Genomic DNA, 26259 nt, shown 5'->3' on the forward strand with positions numbered 1-26259 from the left:
TTTATTCCTTGTTCGTCACAATGACACGCAAGCAATCCAAACGCCAATTTGCTTTAGAAAGCTCATCCAGTGATTGTGTTCGTTGTTGTTCCAAAATATCAATTTCGCTTTGGCGAATATTTTTATTCACGGCTCGCAAAGCCTGTAAACGGTTAATTTCTGCGCTTAATTGTTGATCTGCTTGATTTTTAGCCTCAGAAATAATCAGTTCAGCTAAAGATTTTACGAGTTGATCGCCTCGCGTGATCAAGGCTTCAATATTGGCCCGTGCCATTTTCACCATTTGATTAGCAATATTTTTACCAAGTGGTTTCAATTTGCTATGCAATGTTTCAAAAGCAACTTGCTCACCAATGTTATTTCCTTTGTTATCAAGCAGCAGACGAATAGGCGTTGGCGGCAAGAAACGATTAAGCTGTAACCCTTTTGGCGATTGGCTTTCCACCACGTAAATCAATTCAATTAATAAGGTTCCAGCGGGCAGTTGTTTATTTACAAGCAATGCCATTGCGGCTTTGCCAATATCACCAGAAGCAACAAGATCAATACCCTGACGAATCATAGGATGATCCCAAGTCAAGAATTCCATTTCTTCACGAGCAAGGGCAAGTTCTCGATCAAAGGTAACCGTCACACCTTCTTCTTTTAAACCCGGAAAATCAGGCACAAGCATTGTCCCAGTTGGACTAATTACAATACTATTAGCCCCAAGATCTTCTTGCTCTACGCCAATAATATCAAACAATTTTAAGGCAAAATTTACAAGCTCAGGCGAATTATCTTCATCAGCAATTTGATCCGCTAACGCTTGTGCTTGCTCACCGCCATGAGAATTTAGCTCTAATAAACGATCGCGACCTTTTTCTAACTCAATCTTGAGTTTTTCCCGTGCTGTTTTAGTTTGTTTTAATAATTCAAAAAATTCATTCTCTGAAAGTGCGGTAAAATTTGACCGCACTTTTTCCAACTCATCGGCAAACTGAGAAAATAATGCCATTCCCATTGGACAAGTTTGTTCAAAAGCATTCAATCCCTCATTGTACCAACGAGCCAAACGACTTTGAGGCGAATCTTTCGCACAAGGCACATAAATTTGTACATCACGTTTTTGTCCAATACGATCTAATCGGCCAATACATTGTTCCAATAAATCAGGATTTGTCGGTAAATCAAATAACACTAAATTTGCTGCGAATTGGAAGTTACGCCCTTCCGAGCCGATACTCGAACTGAGTAAAACCTGCGCGCCGGTTTCTAAATCCGCAAAATAAGCCGCAGCTCTATCTCGTTCAATAATCGACATTTTTTCGTGGAACACTGCGGCACGAATCGCCTCACGTTCACGTAAAATTTGTTCTAACTGAATCGCCATGGCCGCAGTCTGACAAATCACAAAAATTTTTTCATCGCGATGTAGTTTGAGGAAATCAATCAGCCAATCAATTTTATCATTCTCTTCAGAGAGTGTAATTTGGTGGTAAACACGTTGCGGAAAACCTTTCACGCCTTGACGTGTATTGCGGAATAACATTCGCCCCGTGCCATGACGATCAATTAAGGCTTGGATCAGTTCCTGGCGGGCACGATGTTGTTCTTCATCATTATTTGATGCAATCGCTTTAAAAAGTGGCTCAACATCTTGTTCAAGCAACAAATCAGAAATATGATTTTTTTCTACCGCACTTAATACCTTATTTGCCAGCAAAGATTCAACGGCATTAACCACAGGTTGGTAGTGTTCCTGCTCTTTCACAAAGGTTTGATAATCAAAGAAACGTTCTGGATCCAGTAAGCGCAAACGAGCAAAATGACTTTCTTGCCCAAGTTGTTCTGGAGTTGCAGTGAGTAACAAGACGGATGGAATGATACGAGCAAGCTGTTCAACTAATAAATAAGCAGTACTTGGCGAGGTTTCAGACCACACCAAATGATGTGCTTCGTCCACAATTAAGCAATCAAATTGAGCATTGAGCGCCTGCTCCACTCGGTTTAGATGAATTTCTAACCAATTCAGCGAACAAATAATTAAGCTTTCAGTTGTAAACGGATTAACGGCATCAAGATCAAAATCGTTGCAACGTTCTTCATCAAAAAGTGCAAAATGCAAATTAAAACGACGAAGCATTTCTACCAGCCATTGATGTTGCAACGTTTCTGGCACGATAATAAGAACACGTTGCACTTTCTCAGCAAAAAGTTGATTCTGCAAAATCATTCCTGCTTCAATGGTTTTCCCTAAACCAACCTCATCCGCCAACAACACGCGAGGATTAACTCGATTACCGACTTCAGCGGCAATATGAAGCTGATGAGGAATTAAACCCGCACGCGTTCCGCGTAGACCACGCAATGACGATTTAAATTGTGCTTGTTGATGACAAAGCGTGCGATAACGCAATGCAAAATGACTGCTACGATCAATTTGCGCTGAAAACAGACGCTCTTTCGCTTGGCTAAAAGAAATAATCGATGAAATATCGCGTTCTTGCACAATGACATCTTCACCTTGTGGATTTTTAACTAAATAAAATAGCAAACCGTTCATATTTTGAACGTCTAAAATCTTACCTTGCCAGCCTGCTTGATGGGATAATGTTTCACCTTTGCTAAATACAATTCGGCTTAAAGGCGCTTGTGCAGCAGCATATATACGCGTTTCATCCGCCGCAGGGAAATAAATCGTGACAGTTCTTTGATCTAATGCGGTAATGATACCTAATCCTAAAGCGTTTTCACTTTCACTCAACCAGCGCTGACCAATAGCAAAGGGCATAATAATTCTCTTTCTGATTTTTATTGATAAAATTTGGGGGCGTATTGTAGCTTGCTTAAATAGCAAAAGAAATTAATAAAAGAGAATAAAAAATGGATTGAAGAAATAAATGGCACGCCCTAAAGGATTCGAACCTTTGACCCACGCCTTAGAAGGGCGTTGCTCTATCCAGCTGAGCTAAGGGCGCATTCAAAGGATTTCTTTTGTACGGAATTTCAAGACAATATAAAAGAAGTGGTCGGCGAGATAGGATTTGAACCTACGACCCACTGGTCCCAAACCAGTTGCGCTACCAAGCTGCGCTACTCGCCGACGAGTGCAGTCAATTATAGGTTTGTTTTTATCTCAGTCAATTAATTTTTTGATTTTTTAATTTAATTGTTCAAAATTATTCCACTTTAGGAAAAATGCCCCCTTTTTCGTTGTAAAAAAATCATTGTCCGCTAAAATAGCAAACGCTTTCTTTCCCATCATTCAAAAGGACAGCCCAATGACCGCACAAATCATCTCTGGTACCGCACTTTCAAAAAAAATTAAAGCCGATGTGGCAGATAAAATCACCCATTACATTAAGCAAGGAAAACGCGCGCCTGGGCTTGCAGTCATTCTCGTGGGTGCCGATCCTGCTTCGCAAATCTATGTCGGTAATAAACGTAAAAGCTGTGAAGAAATTGGCATTATCTCTAAATCTTATGATCTGCCAGATACCACCACGCAAGAGAAATTGTTAGCAGTTATTGACCAGCTTAATGCAGATAAAAATATTGATGGTATTTTGGTACAGCTACCGTTACCCAAACAAATTAACACGGAAGCAATAATTGAACGCATCGACCCAACAAAAGATGTAGATGGTTTCCATCCTTACAATGTTGGGCTTTTATGCCAACGCATTCCAACTTTACGTGCCTGCACCCCTTATGGCATAATGAAACTATTAGAAACAACGGGCATTGACTTACATGGCAAACACGCAGTAATTGTAGGCGCATCCAATATTGTCGGCCGCCCAATGTCTTTAGAATTATTATTGGCAGGCGCAACCGTCACAGTAACTCATCGATTTACCAACGATTTAGAAAGCCATGTTCGCCAAGCAGATATACTTGTCGTCGCGGTAGGTAAGCCGAATTTGATCCCCGGAGATTGGATCAAAGAAAGTGCGGTAGTCATTGATGTCGGAATTAACCGCCTAGATGGAAAATTAGTAGGCGATGTAGAGTTTGACAAAGCAGCCGAAAAAGCGGCATATATTACCCCCGTTCCTGGCGGTGTTGGGCCAATGACCGTTGCAATGTTAATGAGCAATACGCTTTACGCTTATGAACACAACAAATAGCTTTGTATAAAAGAATCCTATCACAAGAAAAATGGGTTAAAGCCTGATTAGCTTTAACCCATTTATTTTAATCACTAAAGAATTCTGTAAATAATCAAATCTAAATTAGTTCAACCAGAACATATAGCCTACAGTCGAAATCACAATAATACACACCAAATTCAATACGAAACCAGCTTTTACCATTTCACTTTGTTTCACTTGACCAGAACCGAATACAATAGCATTTGGTGGCGTTGCAACTGGTAGCATGAAAGCACAAGATGCACCAAGACCAATAATTAATGCTAAACCAATTTCTGGCATACCCAATGATTGGGCGATAGAAATAAAGATTGGTACGAGTAGTGCCGCACTTGCTGTATTAGAGGTAAATTCAGTTAAGAAAATAATGAATGTAGCAACTAACAAGCCAATAAGATAGAAATGTTGTCCTTCAATCATAAAGACAATGCTATCAGCTAAAATCTTGCTTGCTCCGGAATCCTTCAATACTGCACTTAATGTTAATCCACCACCGAAAAGCATTAATACGCCCCAATCGGTACTTTCTTGAATTTGTTTCCAGCTTGCAATGCCCGTAGAACAAATCACAATAGCTGCTAATAAAGCGACAACACTATCGAAGCTCGCAATATTTTTCTGCAAACCAAGTAAGCCTGAAATAAGCGGATTAATTTGCCCACTAAATACCCAAGTTAAAGCAATTACAACAAAAATAACAAGCGTTAATACACGCACTGAATTCATTTCAATGCTTTCAAAAGATTGCTCAAAATTAATATGAAGTTTTGGCTTAAAAATAATGTAAAGTGTACCAATCATCAGTGGTAACAAAATAATCATTATTGGTAAACCATACCATAACCAATCTGCAAAAGTTAAATGCAAGTTACTTGCTACAATCGCATTCGGTGGACTGCCCACCAAGGTTCCCATACCACCAATTGATGCACTATAAGCTATCCCTAACAACACAAATACATAAGTATTATGTTCTTTCTCACGATCAAGTTGGCTTAAAATTCCCATTGCGAGGGGTAACATCATGGCTGCAGTTGCCGTGTTACTCATCCACATAGAAAGGAAGGCTGTAATCAAAAAGAGATAAATAATGGCAATAAATAAATTACCACGCGCTAATGCCATAATCTTATTAGCAATCATTTTATCAAGTTTTTGAATATGCAAGGCTGTAGCCAAAGAAAAGCCACCAAAGAATAAAAAGATCGTAGGATCAGCAAAAGCCACTAAAGCTTGCTTAGTACTCACTAAATCTAGCGCAATCGCTAATAATGGCACCAATAATGCGGTAACCGTAACATGTAATGCCTCGGTTAACCAAAGCACTGCGACAAAAGCCAATAACGCTAAACCAGCACTAGCCTTTGGCTCATAAGGTAGCACGTTTAATAACACAAAAAACAGCACTATATCTAAAATAAAAATAATGCCATTTTTATGATTTTTGAAAGATTTCATCTCAGTCATAAAGCTCCTCCGTTAGTGTTCTAACTCGAACGGACTACAATGTTAAATGAATGTTAATAAGTTGCAATGCTCAATTTTCAGAAATGTGATCTAGTGCAATAAATTTCGATAAAAAAAGTGCGGTTATTTTTTATACCTCCTAAAAGTTTGACAAAGCGACCTACTGATTAGAGTTCAGATTCTTTATGACTAAACTAAAAGGACTAAGCTCTGTGGCTTACAGAACTCAGTCCTTAATTCAACAATCTAACTTTTTAGGGGCAGCTCAGTTTTAGCTAACCGCTTTTGATCATGAGAGAATTATAAAATCTCTTTTGCTTTTGCTACCACGTTATCCACGGTGAAACCAAAGAGTTTGAATAATTGATCCGCAGGTGCTGATTCACCGAAGCTATTCATACCTACCACGCGACCTTCAAAGCCAACGTATTTATACCAGAAGTCGGCAATACCCGCTTCAATCGCAACACGTTTGGTTACAGCTGCTGGTAATACACTTTCGCGGTACGCTGCATCTTGTTTATCGAAACGGTTAGTGCTTGGCATAGAGACGACACGTACTTTTTTACCTTCTGCACTTAATGCTTCAGCCGCTTTCACCGCTAATTCTACTTCAGAACCTGTTGCAATGAAGATTAACTCAGGTGTGCCATCACAGTCTTTTAACACATAAGCACCACGTTTAACCGCATCTAATTGTGCAGAAGTGCGGTCCATTTGGGCTAAGTTTTGACGGGTAAAGATCAACGCACTTGGACCATCTTGGCGTTCAACAGCTTGTTGCCATGCGATAGCTGATTCCACCTGGTCACACGGACGCCATGTTTCAAGATTTGGAATTAAGCGTAATGATGCGGTTTGCTCAACGGGTTGGTGAGTTGGACCATCTTCACCTAAGCCGATAGAGTCATGAGTATAAACGAATAAAGCGCGTTGCTTCATTAATGCTGCCATACGCACCGCATTGTGTGCATATTCGTAGAACATTAAGAAGGTTGCACCGTAAGGAATGAAACCACCATGTAAAGCAATACCATTCATGATCGCTGACATACCGAACTCACGCACACCATAGTTAAGGTAGTTACCACCTACGTTTTCGTGTGCACGAATTGGTTTAGAACCGCTCCATAACGTTAAGTTAGAGCTTGCTAAGTCTGCTGAGCCACCTAAAAATTCAGGTAACACATGTGCATAAGCTTCAATGGCATTTTGTGATGCTTTACGGCTTGCAATGCTTGCAGGATTTGCTTGTAATTTTTCAATGAACTCTTTAGATTCTGCTGCCCAATTTGCTGGTAATTCACCGTTTACACGACGTGTAAATTCTGCCGCAAGTTCTGGATATGCTTTAGCATAAGCGGCAAATTTTTCTTCCCAAGATTTTTCTGCTGCAGCGCCTTTTTCTTTCGCAGACCATTCAGCATAGTATTCAGCCGGAATTTCAAATGGACCATATTCCCAGCCTAGTGCTTTACGGGTTAATGCGATTTCTTCATCACCTAATGGTGCACCGTGACAATCGTGAGAGCCAGATTTATTTGGTGAACCAAAACCAATGATCGTTTTACAAATAATCAACGTTGGTTTTTCTTTTTCTGCTTGAGCAAGAATAGTCGCTGCACGAATTTGTTCTGCATCGTGACCATCCACATTGCGGATCACTTGCCAGCCATAAGCTTCAAAACGAGCTGCGGTATCATCGCTGAACCAACCATCTACATGACCATCAATCGAAATGTTATTGTCATCGTAGAATGCGATTAATTTACCAAGGCCTAATGTGCCGGCTAAAGAGCAAGCTTCGTGAGAAATCCCTTCCATTAAACAGCCATCACCTAAGAACACATAAGTGTGGTGGTCTACGATTTCATGGCCTTCACGGTTAAATTGACCCGCTAAGGTTTTCTCAGCAATCGCCATACCTACAGCATTGGTGATACCTTGACCTAACGGACCAGTTGTGGTTTCAACACCTGGTGCATAACCATATTCTGGATGGCCAGGCGTTTTAGAATGTAATTGACGGAATTGTTTTAAATCTTCGATAGAAAGATCGTAGCCTGTTAAATGTAATAAGCTATAAATCAACATTGAACCGTGGCCGTTAGAAAGCACAAAACGGTCGCGATCAGCCCATTTAGGATTGTTTGGGTTATGTTTTAAGAAATCACGCCATAATACTTCAGCGATATCCGCCATTCCCATTGGTGCACCTGGGTGGCCTGATTTTGCTTTTTGTACTGCATCCATTGATAAGAAACGAATTGCATTGGCTAATTGTCTACGAGTTGCCATTTTGTTCTCCTGTTATAATTCGCTTTGAAAAAATAATCTTGCGCATTCTACCTTATTTCTGAAGGAAATTTAGCAAAAATCCGCACTCAATTTAATAGTTTGTGACAATAATCAAATTCTACGGCGACGCTGGTGAAAACGCGTGCTACTCGATTTTACTTTCAAATTTACCGCACTTTTTTTCTCTTTGTGTTTGCGATAAGCCCGTCGATAGTGACTTAAAAAATAATGAATAGAGCTTGCCATCACCGCGCCAAGTAAAAAGATAATAATGAGCTCACCATATAATTGGTGAAAGATTTGATTAATTTTTGATTGGTTAGATTGCGTATATTGCGCATCAATGGTGACACGTAAAAATCCTTTAATGCCACTTTGGGCGTAAAGTGGCTCTACAATTTGTTGGTTATTTTCATCGGGTGAATTACGAGTCTCGCGACTTTGAGCCAGTAATTTTCCTTCGCCATCATATAAGCTGGCATCTAAAATAAAGTCTTCTTTGACTATTTGATCAAGATTGTCCGTTAATTGCTCTGTTTTGGCATTGTTTGTCAGTAAAACTGAAAATAAATTGGCTTGTTGACGAACCAAAATATGTGAGATGTTTGCCACTTGGTTTACGCTAGCAAATTGTGAACTCAGCTTAAATTGTTTTACACCAAATAAGATAACGCCAAGTGCAGTTAGGATTAGCACAATAATCGTTGCAAGCATGGTTGATTTGATTAGTTTTTCTTTAATTATTTGCACTTTTTCAACTCACATCGGTTAAAATCTTTTCAGTCGCCACAATTTACAGGATTTTTATGCAAATTCAACGTTTCGAAAGCATTACTCAAAAATACCCACAATTTCCTACCGCACTTTTAGTTAATGAGGAACCTATACAGAACGGAGAGCCTTTTATCTTATACGGCACAAAGTTGGACATAACTAATCTGGAAAAATTTCAACAAAAGTGCGGTCAAAATTTTCAGATTTTTGATGTTTGGATGGTAGAGCAAAATATTGTTGTTTTATTGAAAGGTCAATGGTTTGCTGAGTTTGTTAACTTTGCTCATGACGTTGAAGTAGATATAGCTAAATTAGGTTTTAGCCCTAAATTGTCTCAAGCTGGGTTGTTGGTGATGGATATGGATTCTACCGCTATTCAAATTGAGTGTATTGATGAAATTGCGAAATTAGCGGGAGTAGGCGAACTTGTTTCTGCGATTACGGAAAGTGCAATGAGAGGTGAATTAGATTTCGAACAAAGTTTGCGTCGTCGAGTGGGTACATTAAAAGGTGCGCCAGAAAGTATCTTACAGCAAGTTAGAGAGAATTTACCGCTAATGCCTGGATTAGTTGAAACGATCCAAACCTTACAGAAATATGGTTGGAAAACCGCAATTGCTTCAGGCGGATTTACTTATTTTGCGGATTATTTGAAAGCCTTATTACAGCTTGATTTTGCTGCATCAAATCAATTTGATATTGAAGATGGAAAACTCACAGGCTTAGTTAAAGGTGATGTGGTTGATGCCCAATACAAAGCTAAAACATTACAACATTTGTTAGAGGAATACAGTATTGATTCACAATATTCTATTGCTATTGGTGACGGGGCAAATGACTTGGCAATGATGAATGTGGCTGGGCTAGGTGTTGCGTTCCATGCTAAACCTAAAGTGCAACAACAAGCGCAAATTGTGGTAAACTTCGCCGACTTAACCGCACTTTTATGCCTTTTAAGTGCCAATGATCGAATTTAATAAAATGGGAGAAGACTATGCCATCTTTTGATATTGTTTCTGAAATCACTTTACACGAAGTCCGTAATGCAGTGGAAAATGCCAACCGTGTACTTAGCACGCGTTATGATTTTCGTGGTGTAGAAGCGGTAATTGAATTAAATGAAAAAAATGAAACGATTAAAATCACCACAGAATCTGATTTCCAACTTGAACAATTAATTGAGATTTTAATTGGATCTTGTATTAAACGTGGTATTGAGCACAGTTCTTTAGATATTCCAGCAGAAAGCGAACACCATGGTAAACTTTATAGTAAAGAGATTAAACTTAAACAGGGTATTGAAACGGAGATGGCGAAGAAAATTACTAAATTAGTAAAAGATTCTAAAATCAAAGTTCAAACTCAAATTCAAGGTGAGCAAGTGCGTGTGACAGGTAAGTCACGCGATGACTTACAGGCAGTCATTCAACTTGTTAAAGGCGCTGAATTAGGCCAACCATTCCAATTTAATAATTTTAGAGATTAGTTTTCAAATAAGGGCGAAATGTTGCCATAGTTTTTTGATAAAACTTGACGAACACCGCTTTCAAGCGTAACATTCGCCCGATTTTTTAACGAGAAGGACACACACTTTGGACAGTCATAGTCGATACCGAATATCGCTCTAGACGCCCGCCTTTTTATTATCGGCGCGCGTTCGCCGGTAAATTTACCGTTGTTTCGGCATCTCTTAACGAAAACTTTGCGATTTTTCACCGCACTTTCGTTTCTTCTTTAATTTGTTCACTGTTAGCTGTTCATAATCCTATAAGGAGTATGAAATGATCAACGCGTTTGCTATCAATGATTCCCGCTTGGTTCGCATTGACGAAGACCAAACTGATCTCAATACTGCCATTTGGCTTGATTTACTTGAGCCAACAGGCGAAGAACGTGAAATGCTACAAGAAGGCTTAGGTCAAAGCTTAGCATCTTTTCTAGAATTGGAAGATATTGAAGCTTCCGCCCGTTTCTTTGAAGACGAAGATGGTTTACACCTTCACTCATTTTTTTATTGCGAAGATGAAGACAATTATGCTGATTTAGCGAGCGTCGCTTTTACTATTCGTGATGGCCGTTTATTTACGTTGCGTGATCGCGAGCTACCAGCATTCCGTTTATATCGTATGCGTTCACGTAGCCAGCGCTTGTTAGAATGTAATTCTTATGAAGTTTTACTGGATTTATTTGAAACGAAAATTGAGCAATTAGCGGACGTGATTGAAAACGTTTATGCAGATTTGGAAGAGTTGAGTCGCGTTATTTTAAACGGGAAACAAGATGAAGCCTTTGATGAGGCATTAAATACACTCACGGAACAAGAAGATACGAGCTCAAAAGTTCGTTTGTGCTTGATGGATACTCAACGCGCACTAGGTTTCTTGGTTCGCAAAACGCGCTTACCAACTAATCAATTAGAACAAGCACGAGAAATCTTACGAGATATTGAATCTTTACAGCCGCATAATGAATCCTTGTTCCAAAAAGTAAACTTTTTAATGCAAGCTGCAATGGGTTACATCAATATTGAACAGAACAAAATTATGAAATTTTTCTCAGTTGTTTCTGTGATGTTCCTTCCTGCAACATTAGTTGCATCCACTTATGGTATGAACTTTGATTTTATGCCTGAATTACATTTTAAATATGGTTATCCAATGGCAATTGGATTAATGATCGCAGCCGCATTGACACCATATATTTATTTCAGAAGAAAAGGATGGCTATGATGGAATTATCCCAAACCGCATTATTTATCGGGTCAATTATTAATCTTTACGCACTTGTATTGATCTTACGAGCTTGGTTACAGTTTGCTCGAGTGGATTATTACAACCCTGTTTCAACATTTGCAGTAAAAATGACTGATCCAGTATTAAAACCTCTACGTAAAATTGCGCCTACTGTTAAAAATATCGATACTTCTGCTTTACTGTTAGTATTTATTATCGGTATGTTGAAAGGTATTATTTATTTTGGTTTATCAGTAAATGTACTCTTAGTATTGGGTGTGTTAACTGTATTGAAAAGCATTGGTTTAGCAATTTTTTATGTGCTTTTTATTGGGGCGGTTTTAAGTTGGTTTAATCGTGGAAATAGTCCTGTGATTTATGCGTTTTATCAACTCTCAGAACCTCTTTTAAAACCTATCCGTCGATTCTTACCAACATTAGGGATGATTGATTTTTCCCCTATGGTCATCGTATTTATCTTATTGTTCTTAAATAACCTAATGCTTGATATGTTAGGTGGACTTTGGATGATTGCTGGTTAGAGATTAATAGGCTGTAAATAATAGGTTATCAATTTTATCCTCAAAATAGTGAAAATCGTAAGAGCATTAAAGATTAGCTTTCCATTTCTGATATCGTTTAGTTTAACTCATAGTATTACCGATAATTTACTAAAACAAGACGTTACGGTGGATCAACCTAATAAAAAGAGAACAATATTTCGTTTATAGCCTAATAAAATAAAAGAATTTCTCGATTAAAATTCTAACGATTTTCTAGCGCTTTTTTCACTGGGGCAAAGCTACGACGATGTTGCGGTAACGCGCCAAGTTCAGCTAATTTTTCCAAATGTAATTTGGTCGGATAGCCTTTATGATGGGCAAAAGCGTATTCTGGATATTGCTTGTCTAATTCTTCCATTTCTTGGTCTCGTGCTACTTTCGCCAAAATAGAGGCTGCACTGATTTCCGCTACAAGGCTATCACCTTTTACGACGGCTTGCGCTGGAATATCTAAATCTTTTGGGATCTTATTGCCATCAACCAACACAAAGTGCGGTTGAATTTTTAAAGATTTTACTGCTCGAGTCATTGCCAGCAAGGAGGCTTGTAGAATATTGATCTCGTCAATTTCGTTAGCTTCTGCTCGTCCTAATGCCCAAGCAAGGGCTTTTTCTTTAATTTCTTCAGAAAGGGCTAAACGTTTTTTCTCAGAAAGTTTTTTAGAATCAGCGAGGCCTTCAATTGGGTTATTCGGATCTAAAATGACAGCAGCCGTGACAACCGCCCCAACTAGAGGACCTCGCCCAACTTCATCAACGCCAGCGATCAATTCATAGCCTTGTGGATATTCAAACATTTTCTTTTCCTTCTAATAAATCAATGACTGCTTGGGCCGCTTGCTTATCGGCATTGCATTGAATTTTTTGGTGTAAATCCGTGAAGTGCTGAATTAAAACATGGCGATTTTTTACCGCACTTTCATCATTAGAAAGATAAGCAGATAGTTTTTCAGCGAGCAATTCTGGCGTGCATTCTTCTTGAATCATTTCAGGAACGAGCATTTCATTCGCAAGCAAGTTTGGTAAAGAAATATAATCGGTTTTCACTAAACGTTTTGCTAAGAAATAGGTCAGTGGTTTCATTCGATAGCCAACCACCATGGGTGATTTACAAAGCATTGCTTCAAGTGCTGCTGTTCCTGAAGCAAGCAATGTTGCATCAGCTACGATCATTGCTTGTCGTGCATTGCCATCAATTAAATGCATATCTAGATTTGGCGCAATTTTAGCTTTAATGGCTTCAAATTGAATTCGTCGTTTTTCGTTCACTAAAGGCACGAGGAATTGTAAATCAGGAAATTGTTCTTTTAACAATAAAGCAGTTTTCAAGAAAGGCTCAGCCAGAAATTCCACTTCTGAACCACGGCTTCCAACTAGGATAGCTAAATAGCGTTGTGCGGGATCAATCTGTAGCATTTGGCAGGCTTCGGCACGGTTTGGTTTGAGCGGAATAGCATCTGCCATTGTGTGTCCAATAAAGCGGCAAGGTACGTTAAATTTATCGTAAAAAGCTTTCTCAAAAGGCAAAAAGGCAAGAACTTGGTGAGTCGCTTTGGCAATTTTGTGAATGCGATTTTGACGCCATGCCCATACAGAGGGGCTCACGTAATGAATAGTTTTAATTCCGTTTGCTTTGAGCTTGAGTTCTACATCCAAATTAAAATCAGGCGCATCAATGCCGATGTAAACATCAGGTTTTTCTTGCAACATAGTTTGAATGACATTTTTGCGAATTTTCAACAGACGTGGGAGATGTTTCAAAACTTCAGCCAAGCCCATGACTGAAAGTTCTTCCATATCGACAAGCGTCTCACAACCTTCAGCTAACATTCTTGGACCTGCAATGCCAATAAAGCGAGCATTAGGATAATGAGCTTTGAGCTGGCGAATTAAACCAGCACCGAGAATATCACCAGATACTTCTCCTGCAACAAGAGCAATGGTTGGATTTGTTTTGTTCATCAAATTTATCCTAAAAAATAACCGCACTTTGGCGTGCAAAGTGCGGTTGGATACAGAGATACTTTATTAACGAATAATACCGCGAGTTGAACGTTTGAAAAATTCAACGAAGAAACTGATCGCTGAATCGGTTTCTGCAATTTGCTCAATTTCTGGTAACACTTCTTCGAGCGTTTTGCCACTACGATAGATCATTTTATAAACGTTACGGATTGCGTGCATGGTTGGTTTATCAAAACCACGACGTTTTAAACCTTCTAAGTTTACACCAAATGGACGGGCGTGGTTGCCTTGTGCCATAACGTAAGGAGGTACATCTTGGCTTACCATAGAACCGCCTCCTAACATGACGTGTGCGCCAACGATCACAAATTGGTGAATGGCTGACATGCCACCAACAATGACGAAATCATCTAATTCTACGTGACCTGCAAGCGTTGCATTGTTTGCCAAAATACAGTTGTTTTTAATTTGGCAATCATGTGCAACGTGAACATTCACCATTAATAAATTGTTATTGCCAATAGAGGTTACGCCACCGCCTTGGATGGTTCCACGATGGATTGTCACATGTTCACGGATTCGGTTGCCATTACCAATAATCGTTTTGGTTGCTTCGCCGTTATATTTTAAATCTTGGTTCACTTCACCAATGCTAGCGAATTGATAAATTTCGTTATCTTCGCCAATAACCGTATCGCCACGTACAACAACATGAGATTTCAATACAGTGCGAGCTTTAATTTCAACGGTGCCTTCAACAATACAGAAAGGCCCGATAACAACACCGTCACCAATAACTGCGCCTTCTTCAACTAAGGCTGTAGGATGGATTTTTGCATTTGGGTGGATCATATTTACCCCTTAATTAACGACGAGCGCACATTAGTTTTGCTTCACAAGCAATTTCACCGTTTACAGTTGCAACACCAGTAAATGCAGTGATGCCGCGGCGTTCTTTAATCACTTGAACGTTTAATTCCATTTGATCTCCAGGTAACACCGGGCGTTTAAAGCGCGCTTCATCAATACCTGCGAAATAGAATAGTTCACCGCCTTTTAATTCGTGAGTTTTAAAGGCTAAAATGCCCATTGCCTGTGCCAAAGCTTCTAAAATTAAAACGCCCGGTAAAATAGGTTCGCCAGGGAAGTGACCTGTGAAACAAGGCTCATTGACGCTAATATTTTTAATCGCTTTTAACCATTCGCCTTCTTTAAAATCCAATACGCGATCTACTAATAAAAATGGATAGCGATGTGGTAATAAAGTCATAATTTCTTTTGATTCGATCACTCTTGGTTGTTGTTCTGACACGTTGACACCTTACAAAAAATAAACAAATAAAATCTCTCGGATTATACGATATTTACGGCTAAAAATAAAACGCACTCAATATAGCCTAGTGTTTAGGACGAATATCAATGGCAGGATCGTCATCTTTACGATATTTTTCATCAATTCGTTTTTGCAATCCAAAGTCATTTTTATCCGATTCGTTAGAAAATAAATCTTCTGTTTGCGTTAATTGAGGATTTTTAATTCCTATCCAATTTGCGATTCCTTCTAAGAAATTCAACCCAGATTTAAACACCTTATATTCTTTGCGTTCGGTGTCATCCGACGAAATTTTGAATAACGGAATATTATGGTGTTCTCGACTGAAACAGTTTTGATTGAACAAGAGTATATTGTTTTTTTCATCTTGTTGGTGGCACAAGCCGTGATCTGAGAAATAAATCATTGAGAAAGTGCGGTGATTTTTCTTCGCGTTTTCTGCAAGCTGATCATATACACGTTTTAAAAATTCATCAGTTTTCTTAATAGACGACACATAGCAATTTAAGTAACCATATCTCGGATTAAGATCTTTATCGTCAAAGATTTTTGGATAATCTTCGACACGGTCGCAAGCCATTGGATGTGAGCCATAAATATGCAACACAATAAAACGTTTTCCTTGAACAGGATCTTCTAGTACTTGGGTGAATTTGGGTAATAAATCAAAATCACTAAAGTTAGTAGAATTAAAGCTTCCGCCTTTTTTTAAGAAAAAGGTTTCATCAGATTTTGAGGCAAGAGATGAAACTGGCGTATCGAATTCACCGAGCATACCTTGATTAGAAAGCCAATAAGTTTTCACGCCTGCAGATTTGATGAGATCCACTAAACTCAAGCTGTAATTGGGTTCCCATTTTTCTTTGTTAGGAAGGGTTAACATAAGTCGAAGTGAGGCGACTGTATTGGTACCTGCAGAACGAAAACCATCAATCAATGTGCCTTTAGCGCTAGACATAAATGGCGTATTTTCAATCGGATACCCATAGGCATTGTGATAATCTTTCCGCGCACTCTCACCAAGAACAATCACATAATCATCATAGCGTGAATTTTCTAATGTTGATTTTCCCCAGTTATCAGATTGGGACATTTGTTTTAGTTTTTGCACTTCATCCACAATTTTTAATGTGGAACTTACGGTTTCTTTAATCGGTTCAGCAAGCGGCATGTTGTAGGCAAAGAGCAATGTCGCCAAGGCAATAAATGTTTTATTACGATAAAATTTTATGTCAAATTTCACCGCACTTTTGTATTGAAGAAAAATCAAAATAGGAATAGCGAAAGCAATTAAGTAACTACTCACTGGGATTTGCAATAGAAATTCCTTCGTTTCCAACATATCTGTCGCGAAAAGCGAGGCGATATATTGGTAGCTTGGAGGGCCAAAATTTAGCCCTGTAGGCGTATAAAAAGCATGCAGTAATGCAAGCGGTAGCAAAATAAAATAGAAGGATTTTTTACTGCTGCTTAATAAGAGAATAGTTGTTGTCGCAAGCAGAATAAGGGCCACACTTGGTTCTGTAAACATTCCAGAACCGATTAAAATAAAATAACCTGCTAATGCGGCACAAATCACCGCAAAAAGTGCGGGCAAAATTTGGCTTGTTTTTTTCGTGTTCATAATTGTCTTCCCTGAAAAGAAAATGTCGCTATTATCCACCTTTCACTCAGAATTTCCATATTTAACTTCTTCACTCTTGAGTGGTTATTTTATAGAATAAGCCAATTTTTTAAGCCAGAAGGAAAAAACAATGAGCCAACCAATTTATAAACGTATTTTATTGAAATTAAGCGGTGAAGCATTACAAGGAGAAGATGGTTTTGGTATCGATCCTGCGATTCTCGATCGTATGGCTGTTGAAATTAAAGAATTAGTGGAAATGGGCGTGGAAGTAGGTGTCGTTCTTGGTGGTGGAAACTTATTCCGTGGCGCAAAACTAGCAAAAGCTGGGATGAATCGCGTGGTGGGCGACCATATGGGAATGCTTGCTACGGTGATGAATGGTTTGGCAATGCGTGATTCTTTATTCCGTGCTGATGTGAATGCAAAATTAATGTCCGCTTTCCAATTAAATGGTATTTGCGATACTTATAACTGGTCTGAAGCAATCAAAATGTTACGTGAAAAACGCGTAGTCATTTTCTCTGCGGGAACAGGAAGTCCATTCTTTACCACTGATTCTGCTGCTTGTTTGCGTGGTATTGAAATTGAAGCTGATGTTGTGTTGAAAGCGACTAAAGTTGATGGTGTATATGATTGTGATCCTGCGAAAAATCCTGATGCAAAACTTTATAAAAATTTAAGTTATGCAGAAGTGATCGATAAAGAATTACAAGTGATGGACTTAGCGGCGTTTACTTTAGCTCGCGATCATGGCATGCCGATCCGAGTATTCAATATGGGTAAACCTGGTGCATTACGTCAAGTAGTGACAGGCACCGAGGAAGGCACCACTATTTGTTAGTGAATGTTGAAAAGTAAAACGGTAGGAAAATTCCTACCGTTTTTGTTTGGCTACAGCCTAGAGATTATAACAATCCGCCTTGACCTAATGCTGGGTCAGTTTCACGTGCTTTTAATGCATCTTCAACTGTTAAGCCCAATGCTTTTGCAACGCCTTCACCATATGCAGGATCACACCAGTGACAGTTACGGATATGACGGTATTTGATGAATTCCGGTGCATCACCCATTGCAGCTGCAGTATTGTTGAACAATGCTTGTTTTTGCTCTGGATTCATTAAGTTAAATAATGCACGCGGTTGGCTGAAGTAATCGTTATCGTCGTTGCGATAATCCCAATGTGCCGCATCGCCATTGATACGAAGTGGTGGCTCAGCAAAATCTGGTTGTTGTTGCCATTGGCTGAAGCTGTTTGGCTCGTAGTGCGGTAAACTGCCGTAGTTGCCATCTACACGGCCTTGGCCATCACGTTGGTTACTATGAACTGGGCAACGTGGACGGTTTACTGGAATTTGACGATAGTTCACGCCTAAACGGTAACGTTGTGCATCCGCATAGTTGAATAAACGAGCTTGTAACATTTTATCTGGGCTTGCGCCGATACCTGGAACTAAATTACTTGGTGCAAATGCAGATTGTTCTACATCAGCAAAGAAGTTTTCTGGGTTACGGTTAAGTTCAAATTCACCCACTTCAATTAACGGATAATCTTTTTTCGGCCATACTTTGGTTAAGTCGAATGGATGATAAGGTACTTTTTCTGCATCTGCTTCAGGCATAATTTGTACATATAATGTCCATTTAGGGAAATCACCACGCTCGATTGCTTCATATAAATCGCGTTGATGGCTTTCACGATCATTTGCGATAACTGCTGCCGCTTCCGCATCGGTTAAGTTTTTAATACCTTGTTGAGTATGGAAATGGAATTTTACCCAGAAACGTTCGCCCGCTTCATTCCAGAAACTGTAAGTATGTGAACCATAGCCATGCATATGACGATAGCTTGCAGGAATACCACGATCACTCATTACAACGGTTACTTGGTGTAATGCCTCAGGTAATAATGTCCAAAAATCCCAGTTGTTAGTGGCTGAACGCATATTAGTGCGAGGATCACGTTTTACCGCTTTGTTTAAGTCTGGGAATTTACGTGGATCACGTAAGAAGAACACTGGGGTATTGTTACCCACTAAGTCCCAGTTACCTTCTTCGGTATAGAATTTTAATGCAAAACCGCGAATATCACGTTCAGCATCAGCTGCACCACGTTCACCTGCAACAGTGGTAAAGCGTGCGAACATTTCTGTTTTTTTGCCCACTTCACTGAAGATTTTTGCACGCGTATATTTCGTAATATCGTGTGTGACAGTAAAGGTACCAAATGCACCAGAACCTTTTGCGTGCATACGGCGCTCTGGAATAACTTCGCGTACGAAATCAGCTAATTTTTCGTTAAGCCATAAATCTTGTGAAAGTAATGGACCACGCGGACCTGCAGTTAAACTGTTTTGATTGTCTGCAACAGGGGCGCCATTTCCCATAGTTAGGTTAGTAGACGATAAATGCGAAAAAGGGCATTGAGAACTCATTATTAACTCCTTGTATGTATGAAATAAGTAGGGTTGAAATAAATTTCGTAAACATAATACAGAAAGGTTTTAACGATTGAAATCTATCAAATCAATCAAAAAAAACTATGCAAGGTAACAAGGTTTTGAGATTAGATGTATTTTTATTGGTTTTATTATGCAACAAAAAAGCCTTGAAATTTAAAATTCCAAGGCTTTCTTATAAGCTGGTGATAATCTCACTTGAACTAGTAATATAAGTCTTTTATTTATAATAACTTTATTTGTTGAGCTTGTGTTCAGTGTTACTATTAGTGTTACTAAAAAATGAAGTGATAGATTATCTATAATAATTAAAGCACTGGTATGCTACCTTGTGAGTTAATGGTAGCACAACAATAGGAAAATATCTAAAAAAGTAAAATAGTATTATTCGACTATTTTTTAGACAGAAATTTTTAAAAATTTTCTTAATGAAAACATTAGTTATATATGAGAATGAATAAGATAAGTTTCCTATGTTGGAAAGCAGAAAATTTGTTCAAAAAATGCTTGCAAGCAATCTGGAGGAAGTATAGGATGGTCTCAAGTTGATTTTAGTTAGACCATACAACAGTAAGGATTTCTCATTAATATATGAAATAGAGGCTATACGCCTTATCAAAAGTGATATTACAGATCATTTTTTTAAACGCAATAATATAAGGGTATTACTAACTAAAGAGTAATACCCTTTTTATATATAGGGGGTTTACCATGGATAGAATAATCAGGGTAAAAGAATTTTTAACGATATTAGGAATATCTAAAAGTACATTCTACACTTGGCAGGATAAAAGTTCTGCTTATTATAAGCCTAATTTTCCCAAAAAAGTTAGCCTAGGAGCTAACTCCGTAGGCTACTTTGAATCTGATGTAAATCGGTACTTAAACAACATTAAAAACCTAAATGAGGTGATCTATGCTTAAAACAGTAGATGATAAGATTTTTTCAATTATTAATAGGAAATTGCCATTAGAGAAACGTTTTAAGAAGTTAACTAGCAATGCTAGAAATGTCTTATACACATTAATCATAAAAAGTAAAAATGAAAATAAAGAAATAACATTAACTACTTTCAATTCGGAATCTGTTTTTAACTTAAAAAGAGATTTATTCATTAAAGCTATAAATGAATTGATAAAAGTAGATTATTTAAAAAGAACTGAAATAGATAATATCTATATGCTAAAAATTTAAATCCAAGCCACTATTTAGTGGCTTTTTTATGGAGATTATTATGAAGAAAGAAAATGTAAGTTTTCCAGATAAATGGAAGGGATGGAGATTAAAAAATAATGAGATTGATTACAATGTAGATGATAATAATTATCTACTTTCTAGGCGTAACTATTTACTAGATAAAGTAGATGATAGCAGTTACAAACTTAAGAATAGCATAGATAGCTATTCAAATAGGCAAGTCTTAGCTTGGGGTTGCGGCTCAGGGAAAACCACAAATTTAAAGGTTCTTTGTGCTAATACTGATAAGTCTACTTTGATTATTGTAAAAACAAATGAAGAAATTAAAAGGCTTGTATTTGATGTTAAAGCATTAAATCCTAAACAGTCCATTTGTGGAATTTATAAAGGAAGCGATACATTAAAAGAATTAGAATGTAATATTTATGCTTTGTCAAAATATAGAATAGTAGTAACTAATAACTGGAGGGCTTTATATGAATCAAGCAATATATTTATTAACTATGATGATCCCATAAAGAAAGAGATAACAAAGAGAGAATTAGTTATCTTTGATGAATTCCAGACCCCTTATACGGATATAGTAGTAAAACATGAGAAATTATTAGTAGAACTTTATAAGAGAGAGTTGATATACGGAAAAGAGATAAGGCTAAATAAGGAGACAATTAAGAATATAATAAATTTTGACAAAAATATATTTAATGAATTATTTAATGATTTACCTGATATAAAAAATGAAAAACTATATCATGAAAGAGTTAGCTGGCTATTCAATAAACTTATAGTATCTTTAGGAGATCTATCTAATACAGATATATCATCAGATATTATCATACACCAAGATATTAATGACTTTATAGATGAAGATACAAAATTAATTATTTTAGATGCCACAGCAGAATTTTTATTTGAAGGTGGTAATAATTGGAATGTAGAAAGATACAATCAAAGTAAAGTAGTTATAAATAATAATATTTATTATGATACATTGTTATCAACACGAAGGACAAGAAAAAGTAATGAGAAACATAAAAAAGATATTATTGAAGACATAAGAAAACTTGAGAAATATATTTCTATGAATAATGGAAATAAACATCTTGTTATTACATGGAATAATACATTTCATATAGAGAATCTACCTAACTTCATTAAAGAAAATATTAGTAAAGATTTGCGAGATAAATATGAGGTTATTCATTATAATTCAGGAAAGTGTAGAGCTACAAATGAGTATATAAAATATGATTCAATAATATTTTTTGGTGAGTGGTTTAATAATTCATTTCATGCAGAGAGACTTTCTGAAGTATTAAATACTAAAATAGAATCTAAAGATCTAGTAAAATCAGAAATAGTTCAAGCAATTTTTAGAACTCAAGCAAGAATAGGAAAGTCAGTATCTATAGCATTTTTCTACAATTATAATGAGAAATTATTATATGGATACGATTCATTTGAAGAAAGTATTAATAGTATATTGAATATAGAAGATAGTGATTTTAAAAGGATGGCTACAATGAGAAGAATCTTAAGTATAATGGAAACTGAATTGAATAAAAATACACTAAAAAAAGTAAAAAACTTCATTTGTAAAATGAATATTTTAGATTTAAAAAATGAAATTATGGAAATTAAAACTAGCCTTAAAGAATTAAATGATATTGTTGATCATAAATTTAAATCTAGGAGAGATGTTATACCACTTCAAAATGCCCTCATGGAATACCTTAATATACATTTAACTTTATAAAATAAAAGCCTAATAGGGAGTTTATCTATTAGGCTTTATTTTTTATTGAATAGTTACATAAAAATCTTTTCCATTATCACTACTTTCAATTTTATAACGTATAGGTGCTTTTATACCACTGTTATATTGATTTCTATAAGCTTCTATTGCTTGTTCATGTTCTCTAACCATTTTATCTAAATGTTCTTTAGTTTCAGATAAATATTTATCCCTTTCTTGTTGATAATAAATTTTTACTCTATTAATATCTTGAGGGTAAGATTCTTCTAAAATACTAAGATTATCTTCAATATTCTTAACCTTATCATCCCTTTCTTGATTGAATCTATTTTTATGATGATTGTAATTATTAGAAAGTTCCTTTTTGTTACGTTCTAAAGACTCAGACACTTCTTTATCACTTGCTCCTGCTCTTTTATAGTTTTTAGCATCTAATTCGATTTGGCTAGACATTCTTTTATAATGATTTTCATTTTCTAGTAATTTTTGTTCTGAATCAGAAATAGCTTTATTTTTATCTGAAGAAAGACTGTTCTTTTTACTAGAATACTCATTTTCTAATTTAGATAGCTGTTCTTTTTCTCTTTTATCCATTTTTAATGAAAATTCATTAAATGCATTTTTTAGCATTATTTCTGTTTTTTCATATTCAGCTTGTTGCTCATTTCTTATATCATTTAAAACAGATTGAATATCTTGCTCACTTATCTTTCCTTCCAAATTAGCTACACATAGATAGTTATCTAACTCTTTATCATGCTTATTTGTTCTAATATCATTTAACTTGAAGGAGATTTTATCATAAACTCTTACCCAAGAAGATGTATTTGGATTACTTAATTCTTCCTTAACAATATCAAAAACAACTTTTTTAGCATCATTACTAGAACAATTTGGAGTCTCTTGTTTACAAGCACTAATTATCAGTGCAGATAATAATAGTGGGATAGTATATGCTTTTTTCATATTTAACACCTTTTATTAAAAGAATTATTGATTAATATAATCAGAGGGTTCAAATCCTCTATCTTGTAATTCATTAAACATTAACTTATCTAAAATTGGAAGAATCAAATTATAATAAAACTCTCGTTTAGACCATAATGGATCTTGCTGATATTGCTCTGAGATTTTAATAGCATTAAACATAATTACTACAACTAGTTGAGCTATCCATTTATTTTTTACTCCATGCTGTTCTAAATATTTGAATGCTTTGTCTCCATTTGAAACATAACCTGTATTTGTTAGAGTAACTAATGTATTTCCATTTACTAATTGTTCTATATAAATCAGTTTGGCTAATTCATATAATCTTACAATATTTGCACCTTTAGTAAGGTAATCTGACTTTTCAAATAAAGCGGAATCTTGAGCCATATTCCCAGTAGTTTGCATCTCAATACTTGAACTATTTTCTTCACTCGATGAATAACTTGCTTGATTAAAACATTTTTCTTCTTCAACCTTACTTAAATTAGAAGCTATGCATTCTTGAGTAGTATAACCATCATATTTATTTTCTGCATATGCACGGTTAAAAAATAAGAAAGGAATAAATATAGACAAAATAGTCTTAGGAATATTAAAATCTTTCATTCTTTCTCCCAAAATTAGATAATATTAATTTGATAAAATTTAAGTAGTTCTACCTATATGAAGAAAAACACTTGATTTTGCATGAAGTTATGCTAATTTTCAGCATTCTATTTTATAATTTGTTGCATTCCACCAACAAATAGGGTATAAGCGAGCCACTTTTTGTTGGTGGAGTAAAAGGTTTTTTTATGAGTGTAAATGACAAAATTAGAACAATTAGAGAAACGAGAAATTGGTCTCAAGAAGATATGGCTGAGAAAATGAACATGTCTAAGAACGGCTATGCAAAAATTGAACGTGGAGAAACTAAGCTCAATCTTCATAAATTGGAGCAAATTGCCAATATCTTTAATATTGATGTTTTAGAACTAATCAAAAATGATGATAAGAATGTACTGTTCTTTATGAATGATCATAATACTAACTACTACGGTTCAAATGAGAATTTGACATCAGAAATCGATCTATTAAAGCTAACTATTTCACATAAAGATGAGCTATTGAAACAAAGAGATCTAGTGATTGAACAAAAAGATAGCGAGATTTCAGCATTGAAAGAGATTATTTCTTTGCTTAAATCAAAATAGACACTATCTATAATATACTTATTTTATCTAAATTTATTTAAGTATCAAAAAACGCTGTATAACCTATCTAAATCACTGCTATCAGCATTATTTCTGACAAGATGAGTTACCCTACGAGTTTTTTTATCTTTGCTGCTATAAGCGTCTCTCGCATTATATTGACTATATATTCTATATCTAAGTGATTTCCTATTTTTAAGATCCCATATTATTAGAATTCTATTAATTAATAAAAATTATAGATCAAGGGCTGATGATTCTCATCATCAGCCTTAGCTCTCTATATAGATCTATAATGATAATCTTCTTCAAAAATAAACGTAGATAAGAGATCTTAATATATAGTAAAAGCTACAATTTGTATTTGTAGCTTTTACATAGGTAAGTAATCATATCTATCAAGATAGATACTCATTAAGTGTTTTTAACTAATTTATAAATAAATTTAGTTGTTTTTTTTATTATTAATAGAGGCAGGTCAAAAAAAAACAACTCCGTTTAATGGTAATTTCTCCTAAAAAATTTAAGATTGAGAACATTTCTCAATATAATCTCCCCACATTTGCATAATATCCCTTCTTTTCTCCAAATAATTAGCATGATTATAAGCTAGGCTAACTTGGCTTCCTGTTTTATGTGCTAGACAAGCTTCAGCATGCTCATGTTGAACGCCTTGTTCTGCTAAAAAAGTTCTAGCCAATCCCCTTAATCCGTGTGCAGTCTGTTTATCTTTGTAACCCATCCTTTTTAGTGCCATATTAACAGTAGATGAACTCATTGTTTTCTTTAAATCACTTCTATGAGTAAACAAATATTTATTATGACCCGTCATTGGTCTTAGCTGTTCTATCAAAGCCATTACTTGGGATGATAATGGTACTGTATGTGGAAACCTCACTTTCATTCTTTCAGCAGGAATATTCCATTCTTTTTTATCAAAATCAAATTCGCTCCATGAAGCGTTACTTGCTTCATTAGGTCTAACCATTGTTAATAATTGAAATAAGATTAATAATTGAGTTTTCTTTTCAATCTTAGCACTATGTATTGATTTTATAAGGGTAGGAATTTCTTCAATACTTATTCTAGGGTTATTTCTTTGACGAACAGACTTGAATGTAGAGCTAATTTTTAGGCAAGTATTACTTTCAATTAACCCACTATTAACCGCAAAATTTAAGATTTCATTTAGATGACCGCATAGTCTATGAACCATATCTGGAGATCCATTTTCCTCCACTTTCTTTAACATTTGGACTACTAAAGAAGGCTTAATTTCTTTAATAGAATATCGACCTATCAAAGGAAAAAGATGAAGCTCTAAGTTTCGCCAATATTTATTGATCGTTTTCTCTTCAACTTCTGAACTTTTTTTCTCTTTCCAAAGTTCTGCAACTTTCTCAAAGGAACTTTGAGTATCCATAAGCTGCTTTCTTTCTAGTTCTTCTCTATGTTTTTTAGGATCAATTTGTTGAGCTAATAATTTACGACAGTCATCTCTTAACATTCTAGCTTCAGCTAAGCTAACTATCGGATATGTACCTAGCCCTAAATTAGTCCTTGTACCAAGAATAGGTCGTATATAATTAAATAGCCATAATTTAGAGCCGTTAGGCTTAATTCTTAATAAAAGCCCATAACCATCACATAAGCTATACTCTTTTTCTTTTGGCTTAGCTTTTTTTATCTCCGTATCTGTTAAGGGAGAAGCTCTTCTTGCCATTAGATACCTCCAAAATGAAGTAACACTAAAATATTAGAAATTTATT

Annotated in this window: 23 protein-coding genes and 2 tRNA genes; 10 read left to right on the top strand and 15 right to left on the bottom strand. The window is 36.2% G+C overall.

The features are described from left to right. Position 1 precedes the first annotated feature (1 nt). The 3 genes from rapA to AC6H22_RS06720 all read right to left on the bottom strand — a co-directional run bounded on the left by rapA (position 2) and on the right by AC6H22_RS06720 (position 3085). Positions 2-2773 (bottom strand): RNA polymerase-associated protein RapA, encoded by a 2772-nt coding sequence (rapA, locus tag AC6H22_RS06710; protein WP_118817507.1) that lies wholly within the window; start codon positions 2771-2773, stop codon positions 2-4. A 110-nt stretch (positions 2774-2883) separates the two neighbouring features. After that, positions 2884-2960: transfer RNA gene (locus AC6H22_RS06715), tRNA-Arg, on the bottom strand. Between the two features lie 48 nt (positions 2961-3008). Continuing rightward, positions 3009-3085, bottom strand: a tRNA-Pro gene (locus AC6H22_RS06720). A gap of 178 nt (positions 3086-3263) precedes the next feature. Between AC6H22_RS06720 and folD the strand changes: the two genes are divergently transcribed. Further along, positions 3264-4112, top strand: a complete 849-nt coding sequence (gene folD / locus AC6H22_RS06725) for a bifunctional methylenetetrahydrofolate dehydrogenase/methenyltetrahydrofolate cyclohydrolase FolD (protein WP_005629614.1) — start codon at positions 3264-3266, stop codon at positions 4110-4112. A 105-nt stretch (positions 4113-4217) separates the two neighbouring features. Here the strand turns inward: folD and AC6H22_RS06730 are convergent, their stop codons facing one another. The 3 genes from AC6H22_RS06730 to AC6H22_RS06740 form a co-directional block, all read right to left on the bottom strand. After that, positions 4218-5603, bottom strand: coding sequence for a DASS family sodium-coupled anion symporter (locus AC6H22_RS06730; protein WP_005629617.1), 1386 nt, complete (start codon positions 5601-5603; stop codon positions 4218-4220). Between the two features lie 300 nt (positions 5604-5903). Beyond that, positions 5904-7901, bottom strand: a complete 1998-nt coding sequence (tkt, locus tag AC6H22_RS06735) for a transketolase (protein WP_497515548.1) — start codon at positions 7899-7901, stop codon at positions 5904-5906. Between the two features lie 111 nt (positions 7902-8012). After that, positions 8013-8651 (bottom strand): YtjB family periplasmic protein, encoded by a 639-nt coding sequence (locus AC6H22_RS06740; protein ID WP_005629621.1) that lies wholly within the window; start codon positions 8649-8651, stop codon positions 8013-8015. 56 nt (positions 8652-8707) lie between these two features. Here AC6H22_RS06740 and serB point away from each other — a divergent pair, with 56 nt between their 5' ends. From serB to AC6H22_RS06760, 4 genes are all read left to right on the top strand, one after another. Then, positions 8708-9652 carry a phosphoserine phosphatase gene (gene serB, locus AC6H22_RS06745; RefSeq protein ID WP_005629623.1) on the top strand — a complete coding sequence of 315 codons (945 nt, stop codon included), beginning with the start codon at positions 8708-8710 and terminating at the stop codon, positions 9650-9652. 17 nt (positions 9653-9669) lie between these two features. After that, positions 9670-10161, top strand: a complete 492-nt coding sequence (locus AC6H22_RS06750; protein ID WP_005629625.1) for a YajQ family cyclic di-GMP-binding protein — start codon at positions 9670-9672, stop codon at positions 10159-10161. A 295-nt stretch (positions 10162-10456) separates the two neighbouring features. Beyond that, positions 10457-11404 carry a magnesium/cobalt transporter CorA gene (gene corA, locus AC6H22_RS06755; RefSeq protein WP_005629627.1) on the top strand — a complete coding sequence of 316 codons (948 nt, stop codon included), beginning with the start codon at positions 10457-10459 and terminating at the stop codon, positions 11402-11404. After that, positions 11404-11949, top strand: a complete 546-nt coding sequence (locus tag AC6H22_RS06760) for a YggT family protein (protein ID WP_118817505.1) — start codon at positions 11404-11406, stop codon at positions 11947-11949. Before corA ends, AC6H22_RS06760 begins: the two co-directional genes overlap by 1 nt. A gap of 223 nt (positions 11950-12172) precedes the next feature. Here the strand turns inward: AC6H22_RS06760 and rnhB are convergent, their stop codons facing one another. From rnhB to AC6H22_RS06785, 5 genes are all read right to left on the bottom strand, one after another. Continuing rightward, entirely contained in the window at positions 12173-12766 is a 594-nt protein-coding gene (rnhB, locus tag AC6H22_RS06765; protein ID WP_497515549.1) for a ribonuclease HII, read from the bottom strand. Further along, positions 12759-13931 (bottom strand): lipid-A-disaccharide synthase, encoded by a 1173-nt coding sequence (lpxB, locus tag AC6H22_RS06770; RefSeq protein WP_497515550.1) that lies wholly within the window; start codon positions 13929-13931, stop codon positions 12759-12761. The genes rnhB and lpxB overlap by 8 nt, the downstream gene beginning before the upstream one ends. 66 nt (positions 13932-13997) lie before the next feature. Further along, the gene (gene lpxA / locus AC6H22_RS06775) at positions 13998-14786 is read right to left on the bottom strand and encodes an acyl-ACP--UDP-N-acetylglucosamine O-acyltransferase (RefSeq protein WP_005629710.1); all 789 of its coding nucleotides are present in this window, start codon (positions 14784-14786) and stop codon (positions 13998-14000) included. A gap of 13 nt (positions 14787-14799) precedes the next feature. After that, positions 14800-15204: a 3-hydroxyacyl-ACP dehydratase FabZ gene (gene fabZ, locus AC6H22_RS06780; RefSeq protein WP_044233196.1), complete on the bottom strand. Its 405-nt coding sequence runs from the start codon at positions 15202-15204 to the stop codon at positions 14800-14802. A 127-nt stretch (positions 15205-15331) separates the two neighbouring features. Then, positions 15332-16891, bottom strand: a complete 1560-nt coding sequence (locus AC6H22_RS06785; RefSeq protein ID WP_497515551.1) for a phosphoethanolamine transferase — start codon at positions 16889-16891, stop codon at positions 15332-15334. A gap of 130 nt (positions 16892-17021) precedes the next feature. On the opposite strand from AC6H22_RS06785, the gene pyrH reads away from it, so the two are divergent. Next, positions 17022-17735, top strand: coding sequence for a UMP kinase (gene pyrH / locus AC6H22_RS06790; protein WP_005628053.1), 714 nt, complete (start codon positions 17022-17024; stop codon positions 17733-17735). 64 nt (positions 17736-17799) lie between these two features. On the opposite strand, the gene AC6H22_RS06795 is transcribed toward pyrH, so the two are convergent. Beyond that, entirely contained in the window at positions 17800-19329 is a 1530-nt protein-coding gene (locus tag AC6H22_RS06795) for a catalase (RefSeq protein WP_180372922.1), read from the bottom strand. Between the two features lie 732 nt (positions 19330-20061). On the opposite strand from AC6H22_RS06795, the gene AC6H22_RS06800 reads away from it, so the two are divergent. Genes AC6H22_RS06800 through AC6H22_RS06810 form a run of 3 tightly spaced genes read left to right on the top strand, consistent with a single transcriptional unit; the run spans position 20062 to position 22304 of the window. Further along, positions 20062-20274: a helix-turn-helix transcriptional regulator gene (locus AC6H22_RS06800; protein WP_010129411.1), complete on the top strand. Its 213-nt coding sequence runs from the start codon at positions 20062-20064 to the stop codon at positions 20272-20274. Beyond that, a complete protein-coding gene (locus AC6H22_RS06805) occupies positions 20267-20545 on the top strand; it encodes a hypothetical protein (RefSeq protein WP_010129410.1) in 279 nt (92 codons plus the stop codon). The genes AC6H22_RS06800 and AC6H22_RS06805 overlap by 8 nt, the downstream gene beginning before the upstream one ends. Positions 20546-20585: 40 nt before the next feature. Beyond that, a complete protein-coding gene (locus AC6H22_RS06810) occupies positions 20586-22304 on the top strand; it encodes a hypothetical protein (RefSeq protein ID WP_497515552.1) in 1719 nt (572 codons plus the stop codon). A 42-nt stretch (positions 22305-22346) separates the two neighbouring features. Here the strand turns inward: AC6H22_RS06810 and AC6H22_RS06815 are convergent, their stop codons facing one another. Continuing rightward, positions 22347-23270 (bottom strand): hypothetical protein, encoded by a 924-nt coding sequence (locus AC6H22_RS06815; RefSeq protein WP_497515553.1) that lies wholly within the window; start codon positions 23268-23270, stop codon positions 22347-22349. 24 nt (positions 23271-23294) lie between these two features. Further along, the gene (locus AC6H22_RS06820; protein ID WP_046949301.1) at positions 23295-23903 is read right to left on the bottom strand and encodes a hypothetical protein; all 609 of its coding nucleotides are present in this window, start codon (positions 23901-23903) and stop codon (positions 23295-23297) included. A 188-nt stretch (positions 23904-24091) separates the two neighbouring features. On the opposite strand from AC6H22_RS06820, the gene AC6H22_RS06825 reads away from it, so the two are divergent. Beyond that, positions 24092-24490 carry a helix-turn-helix domain-containing protein gene (locus AC6H22_RS06825; protein ID WP_046949302.1) on the top strand — a complete coding sequence of 133 codons (399 nt, stop codon included), beginning with the start codon at positions 24092-24094 and terminating at the stop codon, positions 24488-24490. 523 nt (positions 24491-25013) lie between these two features. Here the strand turns inward: AC6H22_RS06825 and AC6H22_RS06830 are convergent. Continuing rightward, on the bottom strand, positions 25014-26213 hold the full coding sequence (locus tag AC6H22_RS06830; RefSeq protein ID WP_497515554.1) for a tyrosine-type recombinase/integrase: 1200 nt from the start codon (positions 26211-26213) through the stop codon (positions 25014-25016). Positions 26214-26259 lie beyond the last annotated feature (46 nt).

Source organism: Haemophilus sp. THUN1690 (genome assembly GCF_059704375.1).